The 12343-nt window shown below is 58.6% G+C and carries 12 protein-coding genes; 5 read left to right on the top strand and 7 right to left on the bottom strand.

The features are described 5' to 3' along the window. Positions 1-67 precede the first annotated feature (67 nt). Positions 68-841, bottom strand: coding sequence for a ribonuclease T2 family protein (locus tag BS627_RS07565; protein WP_077982545.1), 774 nt, complete (start codon positions 839-841; stop codon positions 68-70). 207 nt (positions 842-1048) lie between these two features. On the opposite strand from BS627_RS07565, the gene BS627_RS07560 reads away from it, so the two are divergent. Beyond that, on the top strand, positions 1049-1996 hold the full coding sequence (locus BS627_RS07560; RefSeq protein ID WP_077982544.1) for a lysylphosphatidylglycerol synthase domain-containing protein: 948 nt from the start codon (positions 1049-1051) through the stop codon (positions 1994-1996). Between the two features lie 5 nt (positions 1997-2001). Here the strand turns inward: BS627_RS07560 and BS627_RS07555 are convergent, their stop codons facing one another. After that, on the bottom strand, positions 2002-2865 hold the full coding sequence (locus tag BS627_RS07555; RefSeq protein WP_077982543.1) for a 23S rRNA (adenine(2030)-N(6))-methyltransferase RlmJ: 864 nt from the start codon (positions 2863-2865) through the stop codon (positions 2002-2004). A gap of 41 nt (positions 2866-2906) precedes the next feature. On the opposite strand from BS627_RS07555, the gene BS627_RS07550 reads away from it, so the two are divergent. Together BS627_RS07550 and BS627_RS07545 are read left to right on the top strand one after the other, a co-directional pair. Further along, a complete protein-coding gene (locus BS627_RS07550) occupies positions 2907-5129 on the top strand; it encodes a molybdopterin-containing oxidoreductase family protein (RefSeq protein ID WP_165691163.1) in 2223 nt (740 codons plus the stop codon). Between the two features lie 55 nt (positions 5130-5184). Next, the gene (locus tag BS627_RS07545; protein ID WP_077982542.1) at positions 5185-5811 is read left to right on the top strand and encodes an NUDIX domain-containing protein; all 627 of its coding nucleotides are present in this window, start codon (positions 5185-5187) and stop codon (positions 5809-5811) included. 35 nt (positions 5812-5846) lie between these two features. On the opposite strand, the gene BS627_RS07540 is transcribed toward BS627_RS07545, so the two are convergent. The 5 genes from BS627_RS07540 to BS627_RS07520 form a co-directional block, all read right to left on the bottom strand. Next, positions 5847-6230: a hypothetical protein gene (locus BS627_RS07540; protein WP_131829412.1), complete on the bottom strand. Its 384-nt coding sequence runs from the start codon at positions 6228-6230 to the stop codon at positions 5847-5849. A gap of 227 nt (positions 6231-6457) precedes the next feature. After that, positions 6458-7393 (bottom strand): omptin family outer membrane protease, encoded by a 936-nt coding sequence (locus BS627_RS07535; protein ID WP_077982540.1) that lies wholly within the window; start codon positions 7391-7393, stop codon positions 6458-6460. 131 nt (positions 7394-7524) lie between these two features. Further along, on the bottom strand, positions 7525-8199 hold the full coding sequence (gene purN, locus BS627_RS07530; protein ID WP_077982539.1) for a phosphoribosylglycinamide formyltransferase: 675 nt from the start codon (positions 8197-8199) through the stop codon (positions 7525-7527). Further along, positions 8196-9269: a phosphoribosylformylglycinamidine cyclo-ligase gene (purM, locus tag BS627_RS07525; RefSeq protein WP_077982538.1), complete on the bottom strand. Its 1074-nt coding sequence runs from the start codon at positions 9267-9269 to the stop codon at positions 8196-8198. Before purM ends, purN begins: the two co-directional genes overlap by 4 nt. A 123-nt stretch (positions 9270-9392) precedes the next feature. Further along, on the bottom strand, positions 9393-10187 hold the full coding sequence (locus BS627_RS07520; RefSeq protein WP_077982537.1) for a class I SAM-dependent DNA methyltransferase: 795 nt from the start codon (positions 10185-10187) through the stop codon (positions 9393-9395). A 240-nt stretch (positions 10188-10427) separates the two neighbouring features. Here BS627_RS07520 and BS627_RS07515 point away from each other — a divergent pair, with 240 nt between their 5' ends. Both BS627_RS07515 and hdaA read left to right on the top strand, forming a co-directional pair. After that, positions 10428-11585 (top strand): AI-2E family transporter, encoded by a 1158-nt coding sequence (locus tag BS627_RS07515; protein WP_077982969.1) that lies wholly within the window; start codon positions 10428-10430, stop codon positions 11583-11585. A gap of 2 nt (positions 11586-11587) precedes the next feature. Continuing rightward, on the top strand, positions 11588-12316 hold the full coding sequence (hdaA, locus tag BS627_RS07510) for a DnaA regulatory inactivator HdaA (RefSeq protein ID WP_077982536.1): 729 nt from the start codon (positions 11588-11590) through the stop codon (positions 12314-12316). The last annotated feature ends 27 nt before the right edge of the window (positions 12317-12343 follow it).

Genomic DNA, 12343 nt, shown 5'->3' with positions numbered 1-12343 from the left:
AGACTGCATAGCGGTTTTATTTCTGGAAAATATGTAGAAGAACGCAACAGGGAATATCCGATGCGCGCTAGCGAATGGGGATGATTTCCGTGGTGTTGGCGCGGCAGCCCTTGCGGTCAAGCTCGGGGCAGTCGCGGAATGTCATGTCTCTGTTAAGGCAGATGCGCACTTCCTCAAGGCGCCTGCCGTCGCAACTGATGGAGATGCCGCGTTTCGACAGGCCGGGATTGGCGTCGGTGAAGGCGGTTTCTATGGCGTCGGCGGAGAGAGTGGTGGCCTCGGCGCCCGAGGCGATCTTTTCCGGCAGCCGGATGGCTTCGAAGGCGGCTCGTGTCGCCGAAAAATAGTCTCGCTGCGACAGGCCGGAGCAGGAACCGTGCTTGCGCCACTGGTGGCCGATCAGGCCCATGGACGGCATGATGTCGAACAGGGGGCGGCCGATCGCGTCCGGAACACGGTCGGGTTCGCCGCTTCGACAGAATTCAGGGTAGCCGTTTTCGTTCTGTGGCCACAGCCCATGCACCACGAAACCGTAACGCCGGTCGCTGCCGCATTGCTGGCGGTTGCCCGAGCCTTCGGAGCTGGCGCAGAATGCCGGTGACCAAGAGAGCGACAGCACGTAAAAATCGAACCCGTCTCCGCGGGGCGCAGGGTTTTTACCTGTCGCCTGTTGGAAAACTTCGCGCCCTTGAGCGTCCGGCCGGGAATTGCCGGCGGTTTGCGATTGGGATTGTGTCTGCCGGTTGCTGGCGGGGCTGGTCGGCACCGGATTTCCCCGCGCGAACCATAACGCGGCGAGCGATAGAAGGCCCAGGGCGATGAAACCGGCATAACGCTTCATTCCGTGTACGTTCTCCGGAAAGTGGACGACCTCACATCGCCGGCGGGCGACGATCCGGTCTTACATCAACTTGTGAACGGGGCAAACCGCCAATCTTTGATGAAAAGGTTGAAAGCTTTGCCGCATAACGAATAAAGTCAAACGAATCTTCCGCAAAAGACGGAACGGGGCGGGGTGAAGCTGGGGGAAATTGGCGGGCATGACCGCATGAAATTCAAGAAATATATCTGGCCCGTCGTTGGCTTTGCGACGATCGGTTTTTCCGCATGGTTGCTTTTTCACGAACTGCGCGGGCTGTCGCTCGATGATCTCTGGGACAGCCTGAAAGCCATTCGCGTGCGGGACTGGCTGTGTTCGGGCCTTGCAACCCTGCTGGCCTATGCCGCGCTCGCTGGTTACGACCGTATCGCGTTGCAGCATCTTGGCCGCAAGGTGAACTGGTTCTTCATCACGCTTACCTCTTTCACCACCTATGCGCTTTCCCACAATGTCGGGGCCTCGGTATTCTCGGGTGCCGTGGTGCGATATCGGGCCTATACGTCCAAGGGGCTGAGTGTGGCGGAAGTGGGCGTGCTCGTCGGCCTCTGCTCGTTCACCTTTCTCATCGGCACGATCATGCTGATCGGGCTGGTGCTGCTTTACGAGCCTGACATCACCGAACGGTTCACCGGCATTTTGCCGGTCGAAGCCTCCACCACGACAGGCGTCGTGCTGCTGCTATTCGTCAGCCTTTATGTTCTCGGCAGCCTGCTCAGGCTGAAGCCCCTTAAAATCGGCTCCTTCGTGCTGCCTTACCCCGCACCGAAGCTTGTTGCGCAGCAGCTCGTCATTGGCCCGATCGAACTGATCGGCGCGGCCGGCATCATCTATTTCGCGCTGCCGGAAGCCGGAAATCCCGGTTATATGGTTATTCTCGGCATATTTCTGGTTTCCTTCTCGGCGGCGCTCATCTCGCACGCCCCGGGCGGACTGGGGGTGCTGGAACTGGTCTTCGTCACCGGCCTGCCGGACATGAACCCCGCGGACGTCATCGCGGCGCTTCTGGTCTTCCGCCTGTTCTACCTCATTATTCCCTTCATCATGGCCCTGTTTGTGATCCTGTTCTTTGAACGGTCACAGCTTGCGCAGGCGCAGAAGCGGGAAGGGCTGAGGTAGCCCCCTCAATTATCTTCCGCTTTTTCTTCGCCGCGCAGCCAGAAGGCGCGCTGCGAAGCGAACCTGTCCTGCGCCAGCGTCGTCTTCAGGTAGGGCAGCAGCGTGTGCAGCTCTTCCTTCAGCGTATAGGGCGGGTTGACGATGATGAGGCCGGAGCCGCTGAGGCCATCCAGGCGGTCGCTTTTGACGGAAAGTTCCGCGCACAGCATCTTGGGAATATCGAAGGATTGCAGCCGCTCGTGGAAATCCTTGATCGGCGCGCCTTTTTTGAGCGGATACCACAGGCAATAGGTGCCGGTTGAAAACCGCCGATATGCTTTGTTCAGACCATCTGCCAGCCGCTGGTATTCGTTCTCAAGCTCGAAGGGCGGATCGACGAGGATCAGGCCCCGCTTTTCCTTCGGCGGCAGATGCGCGCCGAGCGACAGCCAGCCGTCCAGCTCGGTGACACGCACCTGATAGTCCCCCTCGAAAAGACGCGCGAGCGCCCGGCTGTCATCCGGGTGCAGTTCCATGGCCGAAAGCCGGTCCTGCGGGCGAAACAGAATACGTGCGAGTTTCGGCGAACCGGGATAAAATTTCACGCCGCCTTCCGGGTTCAATTCCTTCACGGCGGCAAGATAGGGTTCCAGCAATTCGGCGATGGGTGCGGGCAGGTCGGCTTCCATCAGCTTGCCGATGCCGGTCTGCCATTCGCCGGTTTTTTGTGCCTCTTCCGAGGTGAGGTCGTAAAGCCCGATGCCGGCATGGGTGTCCAGCACCCGAAACGCCTTGTCCTTGTTCTGGAGGTAACGCACGAGGCGGGCGAGAACGGCATGTTTGAGGACATCCGCGAAATTGCCGGCGTGATAGATGTGGCGGTAGTTCATGGATATGTCTCGCTTGCCGTTTACCGGGATGAATGGTCTGGATGAATATTCTTGATGGACGTCACTTCGGCCTTTTTGCCGCATCGTTGATGCAATATACAAAAGACATGAACGTTGCGACCCCGATTTCCGCTGAAAAAGCCGCCCCGAAGGCCGAAGTCCGTATCGGACACACGGTCTGCCCGCATGACTGTCCGAGCGCCTGTGCGCTGGAGGTCGATATCAATGCCGATGGCCGCATCGGCCGTGTGCGCGGCGCCAATGCCAATACATATACCGCCGGCGTCATCTGCGCCAAGGTGGCGCGTTATTCCGAGCGCATCTACCATCCCGACCGGTTGCTGACGCCGAAGCGCCGTAAGGGCGCAAAGGGGACGGGCGACTGGCAGGAAATTTCCTGGGAAGCAGCGCTGGACGAGGTGGCCGACGCTTTCGTCAAAGCCGAAGCCCGGCACGGTGCCGAGGCCATCTGGCCCTATTTTTACGCCGGCACGATGGGGCAGGTGCAGCGCGATTCCATCGAGCGCCTGCGTCACGCCAAGAAATATTCCGGCTTTTTCGGTTCGATCTGCACCAACATGGCCTGGACCGGTTACGTGATGGGCACCGGCGCCTTGCGCGGCCCCGATCCGCGAGAAATCGCCAAGGCCGATGTCGTCGTCATCTGGGGCACCAATGCGGTGGCCACCCAGGTCAATGTCATGACCCATGCGGTGAAAGCCCGAAAAGAACGCGGCGCGAAGATCGTCGTTGTCGATATCTATGACAATCCGACCATGAAACAGGCGGATATGCGCCTCGTCGTTCGCCCTGGCACGGATGCAGCTCTTGCCTGCGCCGTCATGCACATCGCCTTCCGCGACGGTTATGCCGACCGTGATTACATGGCGCGTTTCGCCGACGACCCGGCGGGGCTCGAAGCACATCTGAAGTCGAAGACGCCGCAATGGGCGTCCGACATCACCGGTCTTTCTGTTGAAGAGATCGAGGCTTTCGCGCGGCTCGTCGGTACGACGAAAAAGACCTTCTTCCGGCTGGGGTACGGTTTTGCCCGCCAGCGCAACGGTGCGGTCGCCATGCATGCGGTGCTTTCCATCGCCACGGTTCTCGGCTCCTGGCAATATGAGGGCGGCGGTGCGTTCCACAATAATGGTGACATCTTCCGTCTCAACAAGGCGGAGCTGATGGGAACGGCCTATGCCGACCCCAATGTGCGCCAGCTCGACCAGTCGCAAATCGGCCGCGTGCTGACAGGGGACGCAGAAGCTCTGCGCCATGGCGGCCCGGTGACGGCGCTGCTCATCCAGAACACCAATCCCGTCAATGTCGCGCCCGAGCAGCGGCTGGTGAAGCAGGGCTTTCTGCGTGACGATCTCTTCGTCGCGGTGCACGAGCAGTTCATGACGGAGACGGCCGATTTGGCCGATATCGTGCTTCCCGCCACCATGTTTCTCGAGCATGACGACATCTACCGCGCTGGCGGCCAGAACCATATCCTACTCGGCCCGAAGCTGGTGGAGCCGCCGGAAACGGTGCGCACCAATCTCTTCGTCATCGAAGAACTGGCAAAACGCCTCGGTGTCGACCATATGCCGGGCTTCGGCCTTTCGGCTCGCGACCATGTGGACCGTATGCTGAAAATCAGCGGCTGGGGCGATTTTGAAACTTTGGCCGAAGAGAAGTGGATCGATGCGCAGCCGCCTTTCGAGGTCGCGCATTATCTGGAGGGCTTTGGTTATGGCGACGGCAAATTCCGTTTCAGTCCCGACTGGGCAACGGGGCCTTCTCCCAACAAGCCCCCGAAAAACATCGGTGTCATGGGACCGGTGTCCGAGTTTCCGAAATTTCCGGATCAGGTCGATGTCATCGAGGTTGCGGATGCGGACTATCCCTTCCGGCTGGCGACGTCACCGGCGCGCAACTTCCTGAATTCCACTTTCGCGGAAACCAAAACTTCCGTGCAGAAGGAAGGTCGTCCGGAATTGATGGTCTGTCCCGAGGATGCGGCCCGCAACGATATTGCGGATGGCGATATCGTCCGCATCGGCAATACACGCGGCGAGGTCCGCCTCCATGCGAAGATCGTGGAGGGCGCAAGGCCGGGTGTGCTGATTGCCGAAGGGCTGTGGCCGAACAAGGCGCATCTGGACGGCGAGGGCATCAATGTTCTGACCGGCGCCGATGCCGTTGCACCTTATGGCGGCGCGGCATTCCACGACAACAAGGTTTGGCTCCACCGCGACGATGAGAGCCGCGAGGCTTGATATTGCGCCGCAACACGGGCAGGCTGAACTCCCACGACAGGCAAGGACATATCCGGTGACACAGACGCAGGCGAAAAACATTCCGGCAGACGCGGATGCCGGCAGAATCCGGCTGGTGGAAAAGGAAACCGTCTGGAAGGGCTTTGTGCACATGCAGAAGCTCGTTTTCGACCAGCGCATGCCGGATGGCAAAACCATCCGCATCGTCCGGGAAGTCCACGACCACGGCAGCGCGGCTGCCATTCTCCTTTATGACCCGAAGCGCGACAGCGTGGTGATGGTGCGCCAGTTCCGCCCTGCCGCTTTCGTGAACGGCGATCCGAGCTTCATGATCGAGGTGCCGGCAGGGCTTCTCGATGACGACGATGCCTCCGATGCCATTCGCCGCGAGGCGATGGAGGAATCCGGCTACGCTGTCGAAAAGGTCGATTATCTGTTTGATATGTATGCCAGCCCCGGCACGCTGACGGAGAAGGTCAGCCTCTTCGTCGCGCGCATCGACCTCGACGTGCAGGCCGGCAACGGCGGCGGGCTGGAGGACGAAGGCGAGGATCTGGAGGTTCTGACCTATGGGCTGGATGAAGCCTTCGGAATGATCGCATCGGGTGAAATCACCGACTCCAAGACGATCATTCTGCTGCAGTGGGCGATGTTAAATCGCGGCCTCCTAAACAAGAGCTGATCAGCGCCGACCCTTAAAGATGCGGACAAGTTAGCCTATTTAACGCTGTAAGTGTTGTTGAGGCTACCGGTCTTCGCGTCCAGAAATTTCAGTTCCGTTCCACTGCCCACGATGACTTTGTTGCATTCCTTGAATTTCATCGACTTGAATTCGGAACACAAGGTATCGTTCTTGAACGTCCAACTGAGGTCGCCCGAGGTTTTGCCTTCGATGGAAAACTTGCCCTTGCCATTGGCGTCATAAGTAGCCGTAAAAGTATCACCTTTCTTGGTCTTCGTTGTGAGCGTCTTTCCGGCGGTGGCTGTGATGAATTCAGCCTTGGTCGCAAATTTCTCGGTTGCAAATACCGGAGCCAGCATCGCGGAGGAGATGGAGAATGCTGTCACGTAAAAAGCGGAAACAATAAAAATTGATTTCATCATAAATATCCAAATTTTTTTAGTGAGAATAAATTGAATAATAATTTCTGAAACAGATTGCTTAACAACTATAAAGTAACGCCGATGAAAACAAGAGGTCAATCATCGCCCGAACGCGGCTTTTCATGGGAGCGACGATACGGTGTGCGTCTCATCAATATGCGGTGATGTCCGCTGACCATCAGCGAGCGCCCTATGCTGCGCTTCCGTCTCAAAGTTACCGCATGCTAGAACCGTCCCTTGACGCCCATTCCCACGAAAAGCGACTGCATGTCGCCGCCGCCGGCATTGCCATAAACCGTACCGCTGCCGCTTCCGAAGGATGTCGCGGTTTTGTCACCCCTGCCGAAGCTCGTATATTCGTAAGCGCCATCCAGATAGATTGAGGCATTCTCGGTCAGGTTATAAGCGATGCCAGCTTTTGCCCCGAACATGCCGCCAATATCGAATTTATCGGTGAAGCGGATGGAGCGCATCCAATGATCATCGGTTGCCTTGGCATAGACCATTGCGCCCCCTTCCACTCCGGCGTTCAGCGACCAGTTGCCGAATTTGCGTCCGCCGTTCAGGTTGCCGTAAAATACGGGGATTTGCTGCCGGTAGGTAATCGCCTTTTCACCGTTGCCAAAATCCCCGACGTAATTTCGAAAGCCGCGCGAGCTATAGATGTAACTCCCGCCATATGACGACCATTGTACGTCTGTGTAACGAAAGCCTATACCCGCGCTGAGATGTTGCAGCGGGTCCTCCAGGAGAGTTCTGTTCAGTTCGATGCTTCCGGCCAGGTAATGATCAAGTCGGGTGTCACCATGCTGCGAGCGGTGGCTCCATCCTTCCTTGGACGTATCTTTATAATAAGGATACAGCCAGTCATAATCGGTCATGTAGCCGTCACCGGCAAAGCCGATTCGCCCTTCCGTCTTGATCCGCCAGTCGGGCGAGAGCTCCAGGCCGAGCGATCCGCGCAGGGCCATAGCATTCGTCGTTTTCCAGTCGAGTTGACTGTTTTTATGGCTTCCGCTGTAGAGAGTCTCGGTGGCCTTGATGTTAAGAACGCCTGCATCCAGCGAGGCGGTAATGCCGCCCGGTTCCGCCATTGCTGGCACGGTCGTGCTGATGGCCAAGGCGGCCGAGAGCGGCAGTGAAAATCTCGAAAATGGCATAATCGCTCCTGAATGACCGGAGAGCCTGAAATGAAAGGCCGTTGATGCCATTAAAGATGATTATGGTAAATAATCGGTTTATTCGGCATAAATTACAATATTAATAATTTTGTAATTTAGTAATAAATAAGTTACAAGACGGATATCAGGCTTTGAGGTTCGGATTTAATCTCGTCGTCAGCGAATATAGTCTTGCTGTCTTCCATTCGAACCTTGCCTTCGGCAAGCCGCTTCAACGCCAGTGGGTAGAGCTGGTGCTCGACGGTTAGAATGCGTGCCGCAAGCGTATCGGCCGTATCGTCGGAAAGCACCGGCACCGCGCCTTGCGCGATGGTCGGGCCTTCATCCATGCCTTCGGTGACGAAATGCACGGTGCAGCCGGAAATTTTCATACCACTGTCGATGGCACGCTGATGGGTGTGCAGGCCGGGGAAAAGCGGCAGCAGGGAAGGGTGGATATTGATGATGCGGCCTTCATAGGGGGCAATGAAATCCCCAGATATCAGCCGCATGTAACCGGCAAGGCAGATGATATCAGGCGCAATCTCGCCAAGTGCCGCCAGAATGGCGCCTTCGTGCTCGGCCTTGCTGGGATAAGTCTTGCGCTCGAAGACCAGCGTCGGAATACCGAGATCGCGTGCCTTTTGCAGCCCGCCCGCAGACGCCTTGTCCGAGATCACGCAGACTATTTCCGCCGGAAAATCCGCCGCCTGACAGGCCTTGGCCAGCGACACCATATTGGAGCCGCTGCCGGAAATGAAAACGACGACGCGTTTGCGGCCGGACGGGAAGGCGGCGCTCATCATAGGCCGAGAGCGCCCCTGTAGATGGTGCCATGCGCGCCTTCTTCGCGGGCGACCATGCGGCCGAGCGGGAAAACGGTTTCGCCTTCGGCGGTCAGAACCTCCGTGACCTTTTCGGCATTTTCAGCCGAAACGACGACGATCATGCCGACGCCGCAATTGAAGGTACGCAGCATTTCATTGGCTTCAACACCGCCGGTTTTCGCAAGCCAGGAGAAGACAGCGGGAAGCTTGATCGCGCCGAGATCGATTTCGGCGGCGAGATGCTTTGGCAGAACGCGCGGAATATTCTCCGGAAAACCGCCGCCGGTAATGTGCGCCAGCGCCTTCAGTGCGCCGGTTTCGCGGATCGCCTTCAAAAGCGGCTTCACATAGATGCGGGTCGGTGTCAGCAGCGCTTCGCCGAGCTTCTTGCCGTCGGCAAAGGGAGCGGGAGCGCTCCAGTCGAGACCGGAAATCGACACGATCTTGCGCACCAGCGAAAAGCCGTTGGAGTGCACCCCGGAGGACGACAGGCCAAGGATGACGTCGCCTTCGGCAATATCGCCGGCCGGCAGAAGCTGGCCGCGTTCGGCCGCACCCACGGCAAAGCCAGCAAGGTCGTAGTCGCCATCGGAATACATGCCGGGCATTTCAGCGGTTTCGCCGCCGATCAGCGCACAGCCGGATTCGCGGCAACCGGCGGCAATGCCGGAAACAATGGCCGCACCCTGGTCAGGGTCAAGTTTGCCGGTGGCGAAATAATCGAGGAAGAACAGCGGCTCCGCGCCCTGAACAACGAGATCGTTGACGCACATGGCAACGAGGTCGATACCCACGGTGTCGTGGTAGTCAGCATCGATGGCGATCTTCAGCTTGGTGCCGACTCCGTCATTGGCGGCCACCAGAACCGGATCGGTGAAGCCCGCGGCTTTCAGATCGAACAGGCCGCCGAAGCCGCCGATTTCGCCATCCGCGCCGGGACGCCGCGTGGAGCGCACCGCCGGTTTGATCTTCTCGACCATCAGGTTGCCGGCGTCGATATCCACACCCGCATCGCTATAGGTAAGACCGTTCTTGCCCGACTGGCTCATGGCTCTCGTCTCCGCTGGTTCCTTTGGCGTCGCCATTCGCACGGGACGGGGCCTGATGCAAGGGTTTGAGTGGCAAAAGCTCCGGTTTTTAACGGCTTTGGCGGTGCTAGCCGGATTGGGTGCTCACGATGGCTGCGGCGCGACGCGACAGACGAGATTGAGCAGGCCGTCATTGGACGTATCGGAATTTTTCTCGATCTGTCGTCCGTTCTCGCCATAACGGGCGACCACCTCGAAGCCCGCATCCTGCAACTGGCGGGTCTGGGCGGCAAGGTCGATGAAATAAAACAAGCCGCTCCAGCGGTGCGCCTGATCCGCGAGAATGGCGTATTCCGGTGTTCGCCGTGTCGAAGGTTGCAGGCGCAGATAGTTGATCCAGCTTTGCGGATGCAGCGAATTCACCACCTCGCGCGGGTGCCAGGAACGTCGGTGCAGCGGCATGCCGCCGGCCCGCTTCCATTCGCGATTGTGAAACGAAAAGATGAAATATCCGCCGGGTGCGAGAATGCTTCGCACGGCATGGATGATGGCAAGCCGGTCCTCATGATCGAAGGCGCTTAAAATTGCGAGCGCGCCGAGCACGCAATCGAAACGCTCCGCGCCGAACTGGCCGATCGCCCGCACATCCATGTCGAGAAACGTGGCGGCGGGAAAATTGCGCCGCGCCAGCGCAAGCATCGGCTGCGAACGGTCAATGCCGATATAATCTTCCACCAGCGGCAGAAGCGGCTTCGTCGTTCGTCCGGTGCCGACGCCGAGGTCAAGCAGCCGCTTGCCCGCATAGGCATGGCGGAACTGATCGAGAATGATGCGTTCGGCCGGGTAAAGCTGCTGGTTGTCATACCATTCGGCAACTTCGGGATTATCGAAGAGACCGGCATTATATTCCGCGATGCCATTTTCGCTGCTGTTCTGCATCGTGCCCCCGGTCGCCGGATACGAAAGAGCGACGCTGGCTCTCCCGGCAATATTTGATAGTTGTCTAATATTTACCGCCGGTCAACCTGCCGTTGCGAGGGATGGCCGGAAATGAGGGATTTTGCTGCTGTACGGGCAGTCTCCTTCTGTCGGCGCGTGAAAGCGCCGTCTTGACCATGTGCATATGCGCATCCTATCTCCATCATGGGCGGTGACGGTGCGGCGATAAAGGATGAACGGATGCAACCACATGTAAGCGGGACGAGCCTGCGCCGGCAGGTGTTTTTCTGGATCGGCGTGCTTGCCGTATTTATCCTTTTCCTGATGGTCTTCAGCTCCATTCTCCTGCCTTTCGTGGCGGGCATGGCGCTCGCCTATTTCCTCGACCCGGTTGCCGACTGGCTGGAGCGGCGCGGCTTGAGCCGGCTGATGGCGACCGTCGTCATTCTCGTCTCCTTCGTGCTGATCTTCGCGCTGTCGCTCATCATCATCATTCCCCTGATCGCCGCCCAGGCCTCGGAATTCATCACGCGCATCCCGCAATATATCTCCTCGCTGCAGCAACTGATCGCCGGCGCCGACACCAATCTCCTGCCGGATTGGGTCAGCAGCCAGATCGACGCCGTGAAGGAGAATTTTTCAAAGCTTTTGACCGAAGGCGCGGGTTTCATCGGCACGCTTTTGACGCAAATATGGAATTCCGGCAAATCGCTCGTCGATGTCGTGTCGCTGCTGGTCGTCACGCCCGTGGTCGCCTTCTATCTGTTGCTCGACTGGGACCGGATGATCGATAAGGTCGATAGCTGGATACCGCGCGATTATGTCCATACCGTCCGCCAGATCGCCCGCGACATGGATAAGACCATTGCCGGTTTCGTGCGCGGGCAGGGGTCGCTCTGCATCATTCTCGGCGTTTATTATGCCGTCGGCCTGTCGCTGGTGGGCTTGAATTTCGGCCTGCTGATCGGCCTTTTCTCCGGCCTCATCAGCTTCATTCCCTATATCGGCTCCATGGTCGGCCTCATCCTTGCCGTCGGCGTCGCCATCGTGCAGTTCTGGCCGGATTACATCTATGTGTTTCTGACGCTCGTCGTGTTCTTTTCCGGGCAGTTTATCGAAGGCAATATCCTGCAACCGAAGCTCGTCGGCAAAAGCGTTGGCCTGCATCCGGTCTGGCTCATGTTCGCCCTTTTCGCCTTCGGCGCGCTTTTCGGTTTCGTCGGGCTTCTCGTGGCTGTGCCGGCGGCGGCGGCGGTTGGTGTGCTTGTCCGCTTCGCCTTGTCGCGGTATCTTGAAAGCGATCTTTACCACGGGCATGCCGCCAACCTTCCCTGGGACACAAACCCCGCCCTGGAAGAAGGGGAAACGTCCTCCGGCAAGGTTGACTCTCAGAGCTGACGATGACTGACCAAATCAAAACCGACAACGCCCGGTCGAAGGCCGAGCAGCTGCCGCTCGCATTCTCGCACCAGTCCGCCTCCGGCAGGGATGATCTCCTCGTCTCCGCCTCGCTCGCGGCTGCCGTCAGCCTTATTGATGAATGGCCGAACTGGCGCTCGCCCGTCGTGGTGCTGGCCGGGCCGCCGGGTTCGGGCAAATCCCATCTCGCCAATATCTGGAAAAATATCAGCGACGCGCGCGACATTCACCCTGAAGCTGGCTCCGATGCCGCGCGTGTTGCCGAAACGGGACCGGTTCTTTTCGAGGACGCCGACCGGCGCGGTTTTAACGAGACCGAACTTTTCCATGTCATCAACAGCGTTCGCCAGCACGGCACGACGCTTTTGATGACCAGCCGGCAATGGCCCGCCGCATGGCCGGTGACGCTGCCGGATCTGCGCTCGCGCCTCAAAGCGGTAACGGTGGTGGAAACCGGCGAGCCGGACGAAGGGCTGCTGGCGCAGGTACTGGTAAAACTCTTTGCCGACCGGCAGCTTTACATGGATGACAAACTCATAGGTTACATCGTCAATAGGATGGAGCGTTCGCTCGACACGGCGCAGACGATCGTGGATCGGATCGATCGTCTGGCGCTCGCGCGTGGAACGAGAATTACCCGTCCGCTGGTGGCGGAAGTCCTCAATGCGATGGACAACGCAACGGCGGGCAGCGGACTGGACGTCGATTGACTGTCACAGTTCCGTCGTCAAACTGTT

The sequence above is a fragment of the Agrobacterium salinitolerans genome (assembly GCF_002008225.1).
Classification (GTDB): domain Bacteria; phylum Pseudomonadota; class Alphaproteobacteria; order Rhizobiales; family Rhizobiaceae; genus Agrobacterium; species Agrobacterium salinitolerans.
Note: the sequence above shows the minus strand (reverse complement) of the source record. Positions and strands in the feature narration are given on the sequence as shown.

Excerpts from the sequence above, each read along its gene's own strand:
- BS627_RS07565 (WP_077982545.1), bottom strand. The coding sequence starts at position 841 with ATGAAGCGTTATGCCGGTTTCATCGCCCTGGGCCTTCTATCGCTCGCC.
- BS627_RS07560 (WP_077982544.1), top strand. The coding sequence starts at position 1,049 with ATGAAATTCAAGAAATATATCTGGCCCGTCGTTGGCTTTGCGACGATC.
- BS627_RS07555 (WP_077982543.1), bottom strand. The coding sequence starts at position 2,865 with ATGAACTACCGCCACATCTATCACGCCGGCAATTTCGCGGATGTCCTC.
- BS627_RS07550 (WP_165691163.1), top strand. The coding sequence starts at position 2,907 with ATGAATATTCTTGATGGACGTCACTTCGGCCTTTTTGCCGCATCGTTG.
- BS627_RS07540 (WP_131829412.1), bottom strand. The coding sequence starts at position 6,230 with ATGAAATCAATTTTTATTGTTTCCGCTTTTTACGTGACAGCATTCTCC.
- BS627_RS07535 (WP_077982540.1), bottom strand. The coding sequence starts at position 7,393 with ATGCCATTTTCGAGATTTTCACTGCCGCTCTCGGCCGCCTTGGCCATC.
- purN (WP_077982539.1), bottom strand. The coding sequence starts at position 8,199 with ATGATGAGCGCCGCCTTCCCGTCCGGCCGCAAACGCGTCGTCGTTTTC.
- purM (WP_077982538.1), bottom strand. The coding sequence starts at position 9,269 with ATGAGCCAGTCGGGCAAGAACGGTCTTACCTATAGCGATGCGGGTGTG.
- BS627_RS07520 (WP_077982537.1), bottom strand. The coding sequence starts at position 10,187 with ATGCAGAACAGCAGCGAAAATGGCATCGCGGAATATAATGCCGGTCTC.
- BS627_RS07515 (WP_077982969.1), top strand. The coding sequence starts at position 10,428 with ATGCAACCACATGTAAGCGGGACGAGCCTGCGCCGGCAGGTGTTTTTC.
- hdaA (WP_077982536.1), top strand. The coding sequence starts at position 11,588 with ATGACTGACCAAATCAAAACCGACAACGCCCGGTCGAAGGCCGAGCAG.